This is a genomic window from Photobacterium rosenbergii (assembly GCF_003026455.1).
Taxonomy (GTDB): Bacteria; Pseudomonadota; Gammaproteobacteria; order Enterobacterales; family Vibrionaceae; genus Photobacterium; species Photobacterium rosenbergii.
In genome coordinates, this window is sequence record NZ_PYMB01000022.1 from 1 (window position 1) to 16,368 (window position 16,368).

Consider the following 16,368-nt stretch of genomic DNA (forward strand, 5'->3'; position numbering starts at 1 on the left):
AGATACAAAAAAGGCCCAGTCTTTCGACTGAGCCTTCAGTGTAGTGGCGGAGCGGACGGGACTCGAACCCGCGACCCCCGGCGTGACAGGCCGGTATTCTAACCAACTGAACTACCGCTCCAATTCTGTATGAAACCCGGCATAAAGCCCAATTTCTAGAATCTGGTGGAGACGCTCTGGGTATGGAGGATTTGAACCCTACTTACCCAGAAGGTCAAATAACCAGTATTACTACTGACTATTGAAATGTGGCGGAGAGATAGGGATTTGAACCCTAGATACGCTATTAACGTATGCCGGTTTTCAAGACCGGTGCTTTCAACCACTCAGCCATCTCTCCGTAAGTGCGGCGTATATTAATCGTAAGGGTTGGGTTTGTAAACCCATCAATGATTCAAGTGCTTATATATTCAACAAAAACAACAAATATCAGCAAAAAACAGACTGTTTAACGGGGTTTCCTCCGCTTCACCTCAGAAGTTGAACTCAATAACCCAATCACAGGCTGGATTTTCCCTCACCAACTGGACTTTTAATACATCACGCTCACGTCAACCTCCTTGCAGGCATGATTTAGTGATCGCCCTCACTGTTGGCCTGAGAGCTAAATCACATCTCATTTCGTAGGGTACAAAAGTCCAGCTAATGGCCTATTTATCCAATAGTTTCGTCATGTTGACCGTCCCATAATTACAGCCATCCAGACAACAATCTGTCTTAGAACATCGCTCAACCCTATTGCGTTGGCTGCCAAGCCAACTAAAAAAATAAACCATAAATACATGGAGTAATTCACAATGAAAAGCCAACTGTCAGTGTTAAAAAGACACTTATTGACGGGTACCAGCCACATGCTCCCCTTCGTTGTCGCCGGCGGGGTATTACTTGCCCTGTCAGTGATGCTTGGGGGTAAAGGTGCCGTACCGGAAGGCGTATTCCTTGAAGGCCTATGGGATATGGGTATCGCCGGTTTTACCCTTTTTGTCCCAGTACTCGGCGGCTATATCGCCTACTCGATTGCCGACCGCCCAGCATTAGCACCGGGTATGATTGGCGCTTACCTCGCTAACCAAGTACAAGCTGGCTTCCTTGGTGCCATCGTAGTTGGTTTCATTGCAGGCTATGTTGTCCTGCAGCTTAAGCGTATTCCGTTATCCAACAAGCTCAAAGCCATCTCAACCTACTTTATCCTGCCTATCGGCGGCACCTTTATTGTCTCTGGCTTGGTGATCTGGGTGATCGGCACACCCATCGCCATGGCGATGGAAAGCATGAACCTATGGCTTCAGGGTATGGCAGGTGCCTCCAAAGCCTTCTTAGGTATGGTGCTCGGCGGCATGACTGCTTTTGACATGGGTGGCCCAATCAACAAAGTCGCGACCTTGTTCGCCCAAACCCAAGTCGGAACCCAACCATGGCTGATGGGTGGTGTTGGTATCGCTATCTGTGTGCCGCCATTGGGTATGTTCCTAGCAACACTGCTTTCACCAAAGCGCTACACCGACGAAGAGCGCGAAGCGGGTAAAGCCGCTGGCATTATGGGCTGTATCGGTATCACCGAAGGGGCAATTCCTTTTGCCGCTGCCGACCCGATGCGCGTACTTCCATCTATCGTGGTTGGCGGTATGGTCGGTAACGTCGTCGGCTTCATGTTCAACGTCCTTAACCATGCGCCATGGGGTGGCCTGATTGTCCTACCCGTTGTGGACGGACGCGTGTTCTACATCGTCGGTATTGCCGCCGGTGCCCTGACCACCGCCCTAATGGTCAACGCTTTGAAAAAACCTATCGAACAACGTCAAGACGCCAAAGTTGAAGATGACTCGGCGGAAGACACCCTTGAATTAGATTTCGAATAACAATATTTCGGGAGAAACAACATGAAACTACTAGGCGTAACATCTTGCCCATCGGGCGTTGCCCACACTTACATGGCAGCAGAAGCTCTAGAAACAGCCGCCAAAGCCAAAGGCTGGGAAGTCAAAATCGAAACCCAGGGCTCTATCGGAATTGAAAATGAAATCTTGTCAGCCGAAGTGGAGAATGCAGATATCGTTATCCTGACCAAAGATATCGCAATCAAAAATGAAGAGCGCTTCAAGGGCAAGAAAATCGTTAGGGTCGGAGTGGCAGATGCCGTGAAGAAAGCCCCGCAAATTATGGATAAAATCGAAGCGCACCTCGCTTCAGCTTAAATCCTCACAACAATGCCTTGGCCTTAAACAGCCAAGGCATTGGCACATAACGACGTCGAAAAATGATACCTACTCAACAGTTTACAGAATATCATTTCGAGGAGGTAGATATTAGAGTGGTATCATATAAACGGTTAGTCTTCAGTAAGTTATATGTTTTCAGAACTAGCCTTTCTTTTTTGATAACACTACGCCAGTGGCGAGTGATTGGGTAGATGTAAACCATGAAGCAAACCTTCGCTGATCTCCTCGACAATGTCATTTCCGACAGTACTTCTTTTAATACCATCTGGTTTGCCGGCGATGATATCCCACCTCCCGAAGCCAGCTACCAGGTCAACTTTCCGCGTTTGGAACTGGTCTTCAATGGCCAGTACGAAAACTTACTGGAAAGCCCAAAGCATCAAATTGAAAATATCCTACTCGGACCTGGTGATGCACTTTTTATCCCGGCCAACGCCTGGAACAAGCCGAGTTGGGACAAAGAGTGTTCGGTACTCAGCCTGCTCTTTGGCAAAAGCCAACTCGGCTTCAGCCTTGTCAGCAAGCATGAAAACGAGGAAGGCTTCTACGACGTGGTCAAATACAGTGTGCCGCAAAGAACCGGCCGGGCTATCGACCATATTCTGACTGCGCTATCTACCCTCGCCTACGAGAAGCAAAAGCAGCCTGCCGATAAGTTCCTATTGCTTGCACTGCTCAGTTATTGCAAAGACATGCTGGCCCAACCGTCAGAAGATACAAGCCGTCGCAGCGAAGACATGTTCAAGGGGATCTGTATTTACGTGCAGGAGAACTTCCACCGCAATATCAACCGTAATACCGTGGCGGCGCGTTTCAATATCTCACCGAACCATTTGTCGCGGCTTTTCCGGCAGGAGGGGCACATGCGATTTGCCGATTACATATCCTGGGTAAGGCTGGAGCGCGCCAAATTCATGCTCAAGCGCTACAACTTCCGCCTTGAAGAAGTGGCCCAGCGCTGCGGCTACCACGACCCCAATTATTTCTGCCGGGTATTCAAGCGCAAAACAGGGAAAACCCCGACAGAATATCGCTGCCATTAATGACAGCAGAAAGCTATGCCAAACTATGCCCCCGGGCAAGGTAGCCTTAAAAATGCTAATCCCAACAGGGAGTGGACCATGTATTACCGCTCCCTATAGGTTACACAAACCGCTCCCGACCGTTATTACACGGTAATCACATAAGATCGACCGCAAAATGAGAGACTTATCACGCTTATAAATGGGCGCTACAAAAGTCCAGTAAAGGGTTGTTTTCTCTTCTACCGCCATCACTTGCCTCTCCTTATAGTAATGACATAAAGAGTTAAAACGATTGGAGAAAATGATGAGAGTGGTCGCAATTACAGCTTGCCCAACCGGTATTGCCCATACCTACATGGCCGCCGACAAATTAATCGAAACCGCCAAGAAACTCGGCATTAGCATCAAAGTTGAAACCCAGGGCGCCATGGGGATTGAAAACCGCCTCAGCGAACAAGATATCGCACGGGCCGATGTCGTCGTCCTCGCCGCCGATATTAATATCGAACAGAGTGCCCGATTCAAGAACCATCGTTGCCTCGAAGTCACTATCCAAGATGCCCTACAGCGTCCTCGCCGGGTATTCTCTCAATGTCAGCAGCTGTTAGCGCATTAATTACAAGGCAGTCGTACCCATGAAACACCAATTTGCTTTCCGTTGTGAACTACCCAATGGTATCCATGCCCGCCCGGCAACACATCTCGAAAAAGCCTGCGGCCGGTTTGATTGCCAAATTACACTAGTGAACCACCGCAACAATCACCAAGGTGATGCCAAAAGTGTGTTGTCTCTTGTCGGCACAGATACGTTGTTCAATGATAACTGCACACTAATCTTCGAGGGCTCAGACAGCGAACAAGCCAGTCACGTGCTTGAAGGGTTTATTCACAACGAATTTCCCCATTGTGATGAAGCCCTCGCAAGCGAAGACAATAACGAAGCGTTTCCACTGCCCCAATCACTAATGCGCCACCAGCCTACATTACTGCAAGGTAAGCGGCTTGCTTCTGGGTTAGGCCAAGGTAAGCTCGTTAAATTTACCCACAGCGACCTCAACCGATTCGCCACAATAACTGACAATACGGGCTGCAACAGCGAGGCAGAACGCTTCTCCAATGCCCACCGGCAAGTTACCAAACACCTCTCTGAAACTGCAGCAACAGCATCCCTACAGGAAAAAGAAATACTGACCGCCCACCTTGCTATCTTAAACGACAGCAACTTTACCGGTGGCGTCACCGAGCTACTGGGCAGCCACACCACGGCTAATGCCATATTGGCGACTGTCGATAAGCTAAGTGCGCAGCTGGAGCAATCAGCAAGTACGTACTTACGCGAGCGTGTATTGGATATCAGGGATGTGGCAGAACAGGTGCTAATAGCGGCCTATCCAGAGATACAATGTCAGCGCGATTTTGAACTGACCGAGCCTTGCATCCTCTTTGCCAAAGACCTGACTCCGAGCCAGTTTATCGGTTTGGATAAACACTATTTGCAGGGGTTGGTACTTACTCATGCAGGTAGCACCTCACACACAGTGATCCTTGCGCGGGCTTTTGGCATCCCGACCCTATCAGGAATTACCGCCGAGCAGTGCCGATCAGCCTTGAATACACCCGTATATATTGACGCCCAACTAAGCGTGCTGGCGACTGATTGCACCGAGCCTGTCCAGCGCTACTTCCAACGCGCAATCATGCTTAACCAGCAGGAACATAAGCAGAAACAGCAGTTTATCCACCGGCCAGCCATCACCAATGATGGCCACCATGTGGAAATTGCCGCAAACATTGCTTGCTCAGTAGAAGCCTCTGCTGCGTTTGCCAATGGCGCAGAGGGCATTGGCCTATTCAGAACCGAAATGCTGTTTATGGATCGCCAATCGGCCCCTGATGAAAATGAACAATACGAACACTACAGCGAAGTACTAAAAGCCGCTAACGGAAAGCCTGTGATCATTCGTACTATGGATATCGGCGGCGACAAACCGATTGATTACCTCAACCTGCCCCATGAGACTAACCCGTTCTTAGGTTACCGTGCGGTTAGGATATACCCACAGTTCGAGCAACTGTTCCGCACCCAACTACAGGCAATACTACGCGCATCCGTCTTTGGCAACACCAAGATTATGATCCCGATGATCCAGAGCATTGAAGAGATACGCTGGGTTAAGCAGCAACTGGAATATGTCAAAGCCGAACTTGATAACAGCAATATTGCCTACTCTGCGCAGGTACAACTTGGGATCATGGTCGAGGTGCCTTCAGTGGCTTTCATCATTGACCAGTTCTGTCAGGAGGTCGATTTCTTTAGTATCGGCTCCAATGATATGACCCAATACCTGTTAGCTGTTGATAGGGATAACGAGCAAGTTTCCCACCTCTACAACAGCTTAGCGCCTGCCTTCTTACGGATGCTAGGGCAAGTTGTTAAAACAGCACACGATCACGGGCGCTGGGTCGGCCTTTGCGGTGAGTTAGGTGCAGATACCAACGTATTGCCGTTAATGGTCGGCGCCGGGCTTGATGAAATTAGCATGAGCGCACCTAAAATCACCACGGCAAAAGCTGCCCTTAATGGCTTAACACTTGCCCATTGCCAGCAGTTGTTCGAACAAGCCTGCCAATGCCCCACTATCGCAGATGTCACCGCCCTACTCGATAAAGCATCAGCAACCGGGCAAGACAAACCACTATTGGGTATCGATTGTGTATTCAAACATGCGGATTTTGCCAACAAAGAAGAGGCAGTACAGGCATTGGTCGGCAATTTAGGCGTGCAAGGGCGTACTGACAACACCTACGCGTTAGAAGACGATATCTGGGCCCGTGAAGCAGTATTCTCAACCGGGCTCGGACACGGTTTTGCCATCCCGCATACCAAATCCGACAATATCCGCCATTCAAGCATCAGCATTGCCCAACTCAATTCACCAATTGACTGGCAATCCGATGCGGGTGATGTTGATTTCATCATTATGCTTACCCTCAACAAAGAACAAGGTGACCAGCATATGCGGATCTTCTCTGGCTTGGCCCGCAAGCTGATCCACCAGGATTTTCGCGATAAGTTGAGGAACTGCGGTGATGAAGCGGCGATGATCCAGATGCTAGAACAAGAACTCGCCTTATAACATCACTTTTCCCCAAGGAAAAACCTTAGCTTCCCCCTGATTCATTCGGACGGTCAGGGGGCTTTTTATTGACCATTACCCCTACAGTAAAAATGGGTAACTAGCTGACACATTTACATTATTTACAATTAGGGAAAATTATATTCCAATAAACGATATATAAAGTGATAAGCATTATCATTAGCATGGCGATTCATATTTCTAACACATAATAATCACCAATGAATAAGTCACCCTTTTTGAGAACCTTGCTCACATCTTCCGTTATGCTTGCTTCGGCATGTGTTTCATCTGCTTCATTCGCTGATACTTTCCCGGTCACTGTGACTGATGTTGCTGGCCGAACCGTTACCATTGAGCAGCAACCACAGCATGTCGCCCTCTCTACCGGCCGTGTATTTCCGTTGTTGGAAATCATTTACCAGCAAGATGCGGCTGATCATCTCGTCGCTTGGCGCGATGACATGCGCCTCTCTGCGCCGAGCATGTATGCCAGCTATATCAAGGATTATCCGGAACTGGCCGAGGTGATGAAAATCGGCAAAATCAAATCCGGGGAATTTGATGCCGAACGCTTTATCAATATGGATAACAAACCCGATGTGTTCGTGGTTGATATCTCCAACATTGCCCTTGCACGGGAAAAAGGCCTACTCGACAAACTCGAAACGGCTGGCATCAAGGTGATTGCCATTGATTTCCGTGAAGATCCCATCAAAAACACTGTCAAATCTGTCACCAGTTTGGCTAAAGCACTAGGCAGAGAAGACCAAGGTGAGGCCTTTGCCGATTATTACCAACAGCACGTAAAGGCAATAGAGCAAACTGTTGCCAACCTGCCAAATAGCGAATCAAGCAAAACGGTGTTTATCGAGCGTGCTGCCGGTTACGACGGGTCATGCTGCCAGACATTTGCAACCGGTAACATGGGTGCCTATATCCCTTTCCTAAAGGCGACCAATATTGCTGATAAGCCACTGAAAGGAGCCATCACCGGTAAGATGTCACCAGAGAGCGTCATCGCCGCACGGCCTGATGTCTACATTATGCAAACGACCGGTTGGATTGATAAAAAAGGCAATGCGACCGCCGGGATCCCTCTGGGTTACTCCCCTATCAATGAGGAAGCAATCAGCAAGGCTACCCAATCCCTCATGAATAGATCGTGGCTTAAAGCCGTCAGCGGCTACCAGAGCAAGGATGTGTATTCCATCTATATGCCATTTTACAACTCGCCGTATAACCTAGTTGCAATGGAATACTTCGCCAAGTGGATCCATCCGGATCAATTTGCTTCTTTGGATCCCGAGAAAACCTTCGAAGAGATGAACCTCCGTTTTGCCAACCGCCAAGCCAGCGGCACTTTTGGCCAAAACAACTTTGAGGCTATTTCCAAGGGCGCTGCAAAGTCAAAAGGAGCGGCGAAGTGAGTGAGGTAGCCTTTTCTCAAGCTACGTCCGTCGAACAAGCAGGCAGCCCCATTGCGGCTGCCCTGCATCAACACCGGGCGCGTAACCAAAAGAAGAAAATCGCACTGGCCGGCTTTTTTATCCTCAGTCTTATATGTGTGGTTGCCGACATCCTAATAGGCTCACAAGGCCTGACATTAACCCAGGTATTAGCTGGGATCTTCCATCCTGCCGCTAGCGATATTGCCAGCAGGGTGATTATCTGGGATATCCGAATGCCAATGTCGCTAATGGCCCCATTGGTTGGCGGAGCATTGGCATTGGCCGGTGCACAGATGCAGACAACCCTAAGCAACCCGCTTGCCGATCCCTACACTTTCGGTGTGTCCGCAGCCGCAGGATTTGGGGCTTCATTGGTGATCACCAATGTTATTGCTATCCCATTCATCCCGGTTGAATATCAGGTCGCAGTGATGGCCTTTATCATGTGCCTACTGACCACCTTTATGATTGCCGGAATTTCCTCGGTAAAACGGGTTTCTATCGAAGGTGTCATGCTGTTTGGTGTCGCCATCATGTTTGCCTACGACAGTATGCTGACCATGATGCAGTACATCGCGACCGAAACACAGTTGCAAACCTTGGTCTTCTGGCAAATGGGCTCACTCGACCGGGGCAGCTGGGAAAAGATCACAGTGTTAGCGATTGTACTTCCTGTGGTGCTTGGCATCATGATGAAAGATGCCTGGCAGCTATCATCGCTTAAAATTGGCCAAGAGCGGGCTGAATCGATGGGTATCAATGTCAATCGCCTAAGGATCAAAACCTTACTGCTGGTCTCGCTAATCACTTCCCTATCTGTATCATTCGTCGGTGCAGTCGGTTTTGTCGGCTTGGTTGCGCCTCATATTGCCCGCATGGTTCTGGGTGAAGATCAACGCTTCTTCCTACCCGCCTCTTTTTTACTCGGCTCTGTGCTGTTGGGCTTGGCGTCTATTGCTAGCAAAACCATCATGCCGGGGATCATCCTGCCACTCACTGTCGTGATGTCGATGGTGGGTATTCCGTTCTTCATCTTCTTGATCATCAAAAAAGGCGGAAAGTTCTGATGACATTAAATATCAATAATCTGTCTGTCTCATATGGTCAGCAGAAAGTGTTAGATGACTTATCGTTGCCAACGATAGAGCCCGGTGAAATGGTGTCTTTGATCGGAAAAAACGGTGCAGGAAAATCCACCGTGCTCAAGCAGATGACCAAGCTCATCAAGCGAGATCCCCACTGTTTTTCTTGGCAGGGTAACCCCCTTGCATTGGACGATATCGGGTACCTACCACAGGATCATAGGATCAATGCCTGTATTACCGTGGTTGAACTGCTCATCACCACCATGCATGTTGGCGTCAGTTCGCTGTTTACCCGCGCAAACAGTGCCGAAAAAGCACTGGCTTTGCTCGACAGCATTGGGATTTTGCATCTGGCCAATAAAGTGTGTACCGAACTATCAGGTGGTGAAAGCCAGATGGTTGGTTTGGCCCAAGCAGTGATCAATCAACCCAAGGTGCTTATTCTCGATGAGCCAACTGCCGCCTTGGATATGAATAACCAGCTAAAGTTATTGGAATATGTTAAGGGCTACACCCGCCGTCATGCTGCATGCGTCCTGATGGTGGTACACGACCTGAACCTGGCAATCCAATATTCCGATAAAGTGGCGGCGCTGCATCAAGGCAAACTCTTCACCTTTGGCGACCCGCAGCAGATTATCGACCAACAGTTGATCCGCGATGTGTTTGATGTCAACTCAGCCATCATCGAACTCAATGAAACCCCGGTGGTGGTAGTACAGCCCTAATCTTGCAAAAACTTCCCCCGGTTTTCTGTCTGCCCTTTTGCGCAGCATCGAAACCGGGGGGGGATTAAAACACTTACCGAGTACCTTCAAAGTAACTCTCACTCAACGAATTACACTCAGAATGTTGTTGAGGTTTTTCATTGGGCTCAATTAAAACTGCCCTCAAAGCGAAGATGGTTTCATTACACCAATCATGAAGAGATTCCCAGTGAGCTTTCGTCCTGTTGAGAACGATTTTCTTCATCATGATTTCGTGGCTATTCGCCGTTTTGTCAGCAAGCCATTTAGTATTGGTTTGCTGAATCTGCTTAAGATTCGCCTCAACTTTATCTTTAAGGTTCTCTAAAGACTGAATGACATGAGGTAAATCATCAGGTTGTGCTGCCAAAATCTTAGCCGAGATTTCATCACGGAATGGATGCAAACAAATTTGACCTCTTTTTACCCAGTCTCCTAGTTCCTCTAGTCCTTTAGCCGTGATCTTATAGACCTTTCTATCCGGCTTCCTATCTTGAGGATAGACGGTATGGCTAACAGCATCGCGAGCTTCGAGTTTTGCTAACTCTCGGTACACTTGTTGATGTCCAGCAACCCAATCTACCCCTCGCGATTGACGAAAGTGTTTCGTGATATCGTACCCAGTCGATTCCTGACTATTTAGCCGTGTCAGTATTATGTGTTGTAATGCCATCGTCTATCTTATCTCTTCCATTAGATATAATTTACTTGCTCGTTGATTTTTTTAGTTCACTGAGTTTACCAAGGCTACCCGTATCATCGAGTTTGTCGATATACAAAAAACCGTTTAGATGATCGGTTTCATGTTGAATAATCTGTGCTTTAGAGCCTTCTGCTGTACCTTCTACCTTAGTTCCGCCAAGAGTGAAGTAGCTATAGTGTATTTTTTTATACCTAGGCACTGACCTACTGTAAAAATGAGGGACTGAAAAGCACCCTTCAGACATCATTACTATCTCATCACTTGCAGGTTGATAGGTGGCGTTGACAGCCACCTCCCATTCATCAGGAAAAATCACAGCCCCATCCTTCCTTTCAGGAACTCGGTAAACAAATACCGACTTACCTATACCAATTTTTGGTGCTGCGAGACCCACAGCATTCTTACCCGAATTCGCTGCCTTTATTAATTTTTCTACAATGAGCTTAGTTTCATCACTAATGGGATCAACATTTTCAGCACGACTTCTGAGGACATCACCAACAAAAAACAGTATCATTAATGGAGGGAGTATCATCTGTCGTTTCAATTGAACTGCATCCGAGCAGAGAAGTTGAACCTAATAAAATAAAAATAGATTTATGCATTACTTACCTACACTATCAAGATATAACGAAAAACAATGATTTTCTCTTATTGTGTCAAATTTATTACTGCCATATAGAGCCGAGACAGTTAATACCCCAATCAATAAAGCTGAAACCAATGAAATAGCAAAGTAAAAAAATGAATTCATAGTTTTATATCCTCCCAACTCAGACTATATACACTTAGGCATTGACAGTATTTACAACTGTTCTAGCATGATCAATTAATATATTTAGCCTTATAATTCGAACACATACATAAAAAAATTGTAATAGGAATATATAGAAACAGAACCAAAGAAAGTACAAGGCTATCATATTGAAGAACAAAAAATTAAACTAAAAAAAAGGATAATAAAAAAGCAAAAACAATAGAGCTATAAACAAGCTTATTTTTACTTGAATATAAAGCAACAAAGCGAATCATCAACAACCTCCATTTTAAAATTTTGAATAATATAACAAAAACTTATATTAGATACATAACACCACCAGCTACTCGGCCTTTGCACATAGCATTACTAATATTTGAAGCTTCAAAGAAAAGTCCATCATCATTTACATTTTCGAAAAAAATCATAGTACCCTTTTTTTTACATATAGGGCTAACTTGTGTGATAATATCTTTAAACCATCGCAAATCAATACTTAATTTAACAACAGAAATGTTATTATTTTTTTGTAGCTCGAGTTGATAATATAGTTGATGGAAATTTACCGTATCAGTACATATAACTCCAATATCAATTTGACTATATTGTTGATAATAATACTCATATGAGTATAAATGGCTTGAATTGTCTATAAAATCACTATACTGAAGAGTAAACACAAGACTAGATTTTTTATTCTCAAGCAAGTTCTTTAAAACACTAACAAAAATCAAAACTCTTGGTTCATTTAAATACTCTGATTCCAATGTTATGTAGAAAATAGTATTTGAAAAACTATTCCGCTTTGCCTGACCTTCTATAAGGTATGTTAATTTATCAAGCATATATATAATGAGGTTCAGTTTTTCTGAATAATCCAAGATTGCATCACAACCAAGCACATCATCTTTATTCTTCAATCCGATATCATACCCAACAATCACCCGCGAACTGTTAATTACAGGTTCAAGAGTAACTATATAATTAGAGTAATCATTAATATCCAGCATAACGCTCTTACCTCAAACCTACCATTTCCTTGTCGTTTGGGTATAGTGTGGCACGTTACAGAAAGATGTTAAGTTAAAAACGAGAAATAAGGTTTAATTAATATTAATGGAAATTGAAACAATACCAAGAATATAAAATACATTCAGCCTGAAAAAGGTGGTAACGCGAACAAATCAATCACCACCTTCGTAAACAATATGCGAAATATTAAATAAAACTTTACATGATTATTTAACCAAACAACTATTACTATAGAAATCTTTCACCTTCGTACATGATTCGAGATCCTCTAACTAATTTATTATTAATGATTAGCGAAGGTATTTTCGCATCTAATAAATATCTTTCACCAACTTCTATTACCTTGAGGCTTTTCATTGTAAATCGGGAATTAATATCTTCATCACTACGACTTGAAGCTATTGAGACGGTAATGTAGTTTGAGAAAAATTTAAGATAGTAGCCATTATAATCAATATACATTAACCTATTATCCCTTTGTGTAAGACTATAACTTCCTATAAACTCACCTTCGGAAAATTTAAAAGAAAACCCTTCATTTAAACTATCAAACTCATGTTTAAAAATATAACTGGAGTTATCGAAAAGGGCACTTAACATTCCAATCATAACAAACGATAATAAAGACAATAAAACGCCACTGTATATAAGCCTTAAGTTATATAATAAATGCATATGATAAGTTCTCTCATTGAAGCTATCAATTAAAAAAGAAAAAAGTGAATATAATCGTAGAGACTATCCATGACGTAAAAACTATAATAAAGTCTCTAGAAAGCCCCAACGCATTTAAATTTAACCTAAAATATTCAAATTTTTTTATATCATTATCAATTAATTCTTCGACTAAACCTTCTGAACAAACTTCTTCACATTCTATTTCCTTATCAACTTCCTTTTCTTGGTATTGATTAAATAACGGTACAACCTCTAACTTCTCATCATTGGTTAAGTTAATTTGGTAGCCAAATCGTGGCACAGTTAGAATCGTATCCTCTAATCCTACACTTGATAGCCTTTCCCTTATCTTATTTATTGCGACACTTAATGATGTATTCGTAACAACTCTCCCCCCCCAGCAATTATCGAGTAAATAACGTCTGGAAACAGGTTTACCGTTAGCCAAAACTAACTCTTTTATAATTGAGACCTCAGACGTTGAAAACACAGCCTCATTACCATTCCTACTATTGGTTATAGACCTCCTTTCTTCGACTAAATATACATCATCATTTAAAAACAGCCTTTTGCATACTGAATCATTTGAATTACACATTACACGTAGCGCCCTTTATAAAAGACATTATAAAATTATTATTATTATATTAAGAAAGCGCCTAACCAAAAAACCACAATGTACATTAAAACATACAAGGTTAAAAGTATATCTTAACAAGGTAATCATTAATTAATATTAATTATTATTATTATTAAAAAATAACAGGTACAAACGCATAAATACTAATACCGCTTAGGTTTACTCTTGAATTATTAATGTAGTTTAACTGTTTCTTGAGATTATCTACGGATATAGTAGCTTAGCTTATAACCGCGAGAAACATTGAAATAGTAATGTCAGGTGTACATGGGAAATATTAATATCAATACATTAAATGTTTTACTACATGAGAACTATAATTTTAGTCACCAAGAGTTACATCTTATTGAGCATGATGGCTTTATATACTGGACTGGTACTATAGGTAAGCAGTTTAAAACTAGGTGTACTTTCTTAAGTATTAAAGAAGATCAATTTTATCTATTTTCAAATGATCTAGAATACAAACTAAAAGAAAATGATATCGAACAATATAAAACCTCCCAAGCATCACTTAGAAGAAGTGAAATTATTCACAAATAGGATAATTGATCAGAATGAAAAACGAACACCTGGTTGGTAATTCAGTTCATCAAAATCTAGGTTTTGATTAAGTTTTGAGTTATCAAAAAATGTCTTAACTAGATCCATAGATTGATATCCTACATTAGCCTCAACGCTTACTCCATCATAAACTTCAAAGGCTGAGTCAAGTCGATAATCGACAATAACTTCATCATAGTTTATCACACATACAGCCGGTCCGATTGTTAGTTTATCTAACACATCCCACTTAATTCCTAACTCAGCAGCCAGGGCACTATTATTAGTCGTTATACCCAAATTAGTCGAACCCAATTCACCAAAAGCACCATCGGGTATGATATCGTCTGTCAAATCATAAGTTAAACGATAATCCACCCCACCAAGCATCGCATAGACTGTAATTTCAGGGTTAATATAATAGTAATATCCTAAACCTATCATTGAATCTGATAGGACAAAGTTATTTTTAGATTTCATTTCATGTCTGAACTCAGCAAAAAAGTTCTCATAAAAATTCCACGACCCACCGAGATAATATCCAGAGAACGAATCCTCTGGTAATAAGTTCTCGTTATTGCTGACAGATGAGTATTGAAAACCTCCTGAAATATAATCATAACTATTCTCTGCATGAACAGTCGGAGATAAAGCCGTAATTAAAAGGTACGGTAAAATAAACTTTAATTGTGCCATCGGACTAACTCCTTTAAAAACATGAACAATCCAATTTTAAAAGTCACATCACTACTATAAAAATGACGCTATCGATAAACCCCATAAGCCAGATATTAAGCAAGTTAATCTTGATTAAAAACAATTAATTGGTATTTAAGCAATTATTGAAAATAAATAATGTTGGTAATGTAAAAAATTAATGCTTTTAATTTTTTTTTATTGGCTTTATTCGATAACTGGTAAATATAATGAACTCGTCTTCTAAACAAAGCATGTCTACCATGTTTTATTTTATATTACACAAGAAAAGGTAAGTAAGTATGTTTAACAACAAGAATATTAAAGCTACACATAGGCCAAAAGCAGGAATTGCTACTTCTCTAATTCTAGCTGTATTAGCTTCTAGTGGAACAGTTATGGCTGCAAGCGGTGATAGAGTTAATAAAGTCATCAATTTATCAGCAACAATCCCTTCAGCATCATTTAGTATCAATCCTTTATTTGGAACAATATGGCCTGGCCAAGTAGATATTCAATATGATGAAAACACAAATAAATTCATTCCATACGCTATTAATTTAGAAGCAAAGAGTATGGTTGGCGTTACTGCACATCTGCAACAAGATTCTCATCTGATGAGCGGTAGTACAAAAATACCGTTAACAGTAAGTGTAAATAACATAGCACTAAGCGATACACCACAAGGCATCGTTGAAAACACCCAGACACCATCGGCACTTGAAACACATCAACTTGAACTAAAAATAGAACAAGAAACAGCGGCAACTACATACGATGTTGCCGGTATATACTCTGGTATTGTTAATATTGTTTTTGAAGATGAGTTCTAATCTCACATAGTTTTCATTATTTATGATATGGAGTGCAATAGCACTCTATATCTTTTAACGTGGATAAACCATGATATATCAAATCAACGTCTCTCGACTATTAATACTATTCATTTTTTTTAGCGTACCTTCCTTTGCTAGTATCATGCAAGTATCGGTGCCCAACAAAGTAATGACAATAGATTCTAATAGCAAAGATTCATCAACACTTATTCAAATATCCAATCCCGATAAGGAGAGCCCAAAGTTTGTAAAAGTCGGCGTTTATTATATTTCCCCTAAAACTATAGGAACCGGACATGAAGAGCTCATAGAGATCAGTGGAAAGCTAAAGAAAGACGAATTAATTGTCCTTCCAAATAAGATAGCTATTCCACCAGGGGGGCGAACTAACGTAAGAGCAATATATACCGGCAAGGCGATTAAAGCAGATAAGAATTATAAGATCCGCTTTTACCCAGTTACAGAAGTCGAATATACCGGTATTGAAAACAAGGACGAAAAGAAAGCTACATTGTTCTTTTCAATGTCCTCTACCACGTTTGTCACCGTCGTCAAATCGAACCCAACTTACCAACTCGACATCGAGGGCAGCAAGGTGACCAACAGCGGTGACAGTATAACCCTGCTGCAGAGTTGCAACATTTGCAGGGGAAATGACTGCAAAGTATTTACGGAATTTCGTCTGCCACCCAAGCGCCAATTAGATTTCAGCTTAATGAACAAGGGTAAAAGCCAATTATCCTGGCAATGTGATTTAGTCGAACCTGGTATCGGTAAGAAAGTAATCACTAGTCAATAATATGTTGATAATCCTATGACA

General features: G+C 42.8%; 16 protein-coding genes and 2 tRNA genes. 11 read left to right on the forward strand and 7 right to left on the reverse strand.

What is annotated here, in order from left to right:
* Positions 1 to 44: 44 nt before the first annotated feature.
* Positions 45 to 121 (reverse strand) — tRNA-Asp (locus tag C9J01_RS23990).
* A gap of 128 nt (positions 122 to 249) precedes the next feature.
* Positions 250 to 340 (reverse strand) — tRNA-Ser (locus tag C9J01_RS23995).
* 457 nt (positions 341 to 797) lie between these two features.
* Between C9J01_RS23995 and C9J01_RS24000 the strand changes: the two genes are divergently transcribed.
* The 8 genes from C9J01_RS24000 to C9J01_RS24035 all read left to right on the forward strand — a co-directional run bounded on the left by C9J01_RS24000 (position 798) and on the right by C9J01_RS24035 (position 9,645).
* Positions 798 to 1,859, forward strand: a complete 1,062-nt coding sequence (locus tag C9J01_RS24000; RefSeq protein ID WP_107300649.1) for a PTS fructose transporter subunit EIIC — start codon at positions 798 to 800, stop codon at positions 1,857 to 1,859.
* Positions 1,860 to 1,880: 21 nt separating this feature from the next.
* Positions 1,881 to 2,195: a PTS fructose-like transporter subunit IIB gene (locus tag C9J01_RS24005; RefSeq protein ID WP_044620522.1), complete on the forward strand. Its 315-nt coding sequence runs from the start codon at positions 1,881 to 1,883 to the stop codon at positions 2,193 to 2,195.
* Between the two features lie 224 nt (positions 2,196 to 2,419).
* Positions 2,420 to 3,262 (forward strand): helix-turn-helix transcriptional regulator, encoded by an 843-nt coding sequence (locus C9J01_RS24010; RefSeq protein ID WP_107300650.1) that lies wholly within the window; start codon positions 2,420 to 2,422, stop codon positions 3,260 to 3,262.
* Positions 3,263 to 3,548: 286 nt separating this feature from the next.
* A complete protein-coding gene (locus tag C9J01_RS24015; RefSeq protein WP_107300651.1) occupies positions 3,549 to 3,860 on the forward strand; it encodes a PTS fructose transporter subunit IIB in 312 nt (103 codons plus the stop codon).
* Positions 3,861 to 3,879: 19 nt separating this feature from the next.
* Positions 3,880 to 6,381: a phosphoenolpyruvate--protein phosphotransferase gene (gene ptsP, locus C9J01_RS24020; RefSeq protein ID WP_107300652.1), complete on the forward strand. Its 2,502-nt coding sequence runs from the start codon at positions 3,880 to 3,882 to the stop codon at positions 6,379 to 6,381.
* A gap of 221 nt (positions 6,382 to 6,602) precedes the next feature.
* Positions 6,603 to 7,811, forward strand: a complete 1,209-nt coding sequence (locus C9J01_RS24025; RefSeq protein WP_107300653.1) for an ABC transporter substrate-binding protein — start codon at positions 6,603 to 6,605, stop codon at positions 7,809 to 7,811.
* A complete protein-coding gene (locus C9J01_RS24030; protein WP_237157060.1) occupies positions 7,808 to 8,899 on the forward strand; it encodes a FecCD family ABC transporter permease in 1,092 nt (363 codons plus the stop codon). The genes C9J01_RS24025 and C9J01_RS24030 overlap by 4 nt, the downstream gene beginning before the upstream one ends.
* Positions 8,899 to 9,645, forward strand: a complete 747-nt coding sequence (locus C9J01_RS24035; protein ID WP_107300654.1) for an ABC transporter ATP-binding protein — start codon at positions 8,899 to 8,901, stop codon at positions 9,643 to 9,645. The genes C9J01_RS24030 and C9J01_RS24035 overlap by 1 nt, the downstream gene beginning before the upstream one ends.
* 73 nt (positions 9,646 to 9,718) lie before the next feature.
* On the opposite strand, the gene C9J01_RS24040 is transcribed toward C9J01_RS24035, so the two are convergent.
* The 4 genes from C9J01_RS24040 to C9J01_RS24060 all read right to left on the reverse strand — a co-directional run bounded on the left by C9J01_RS24040 (position 9,719) and on the right by C9J01_RS24060 (position 13,431).
* Positions 9,719 to 10,336, reverse strand: a complete 618-nt coding sequence (locus C9J01_RS24040; protein WP_107300655.1) for a PadR family transcriptional regulator — start codon at positions 10,334 to 10,336, stop codon at positions 9,719 to 9,721.
* Positions 10,337 to 10,367: 31 nt separating this feature from the next.
* Positions 10,368 to 10,913, reverse strand: a complete 546-nt coding sequence (locus tag C9J01_RS24045; protein WP_146157112.1) for a peptide deformylase — start codon at positions 10,911 to 10,913, stop codon at positions 10,368 to 10,370.
* A 527-nt stretch (positions 10,914 to 11,440) separates the two neighbouring features.
* Positions 11,441 to 12,133, reverse strand: a complete 693-nt coding sequence (locus C9J01_RS24050; protein ID WP_107300657.1) for a hypothetical protein — start codon at positions 12,131 to 12,133, stop codon at positions 11,441 to 11,443.
* Between the two features lie 722 nt (positions 12,134 to 12,855).
* Positions 12,856 to 13,431 carry a winged helix-turn-helix domain-containing protein gene (locus tag C9J01_RS24060; protein ID WP_107300659.1) on the reverse strand — a complete coding sequence of 192 codons (576 nt, stop codon included), beginning with the start codon at positions 13,429 to 13,431 and terminating at the stop codon, positions 12,856 to 12,858.
* A gap of 309 nt (positions 13,432 to 13,740) precedes the next feature.
* Here C9J01_RS24060 and C9J01_RS24065 point away from each other — a divergent pair, with 309 nt between their 5' ends.
* On the forward strand, positions 13,741 to 14,016 hold the full coding sequence (locus C9J01_RS24065) for a hypothetical protein (RefSeq protein ID WP_107300660.1): 276 nt from the start codon (positions 13,741 to 13,743) through the stop codon (positions 14,014 to 14,016).
* Positions 14,017 to 14,025: 9 nt separating this feature from the next.
* Here the strand turns inward: C9J01_RS24065 and C9J01_RS24070 are convergent, their stop codons facing one another.
* Positions 14,026 to 14,712, reverse strand: a complete 687-nt coding sequence (locus C9J01_RS24070; RefSeq protein WP_107300661.1) for a hypothetical protein — start codon at positions 14,710 to 14,712, stop codon at positions 14,026 to 14,028.
* A gap of 302 nt (positions 14,713 to 15,014) precedes the next feature.
* Here C9J01_RS24070 and C9J01_RS24075 point away from each other — a divergent pair, with 302 nt between their 5' ends.
* Entirely contained in the window at positions 15,015 to 15,545 is a 531-nt protein-coding gene (locus C9J01_RS24075) for a CS1 type fimbrial major subunit (RefSeq protein WP_107300662.1), read from the forward strand.
* Between the two features lie 145 nt (positions 15,546 to 15,690).
* Complete coding sequence (locus C9J01_RS24080) at positions 15,691 to 16,347, forward strand: hypothetical protein (RefSeq protein WP_146157113.1); 657 nt, start codon at positions 15,691 to 15,693, stop codon at positions 16,345 to 16,347.
* The last annotated feature ends 21 nt before the right edge of the window (positions 16,348 to 16,368 follow it).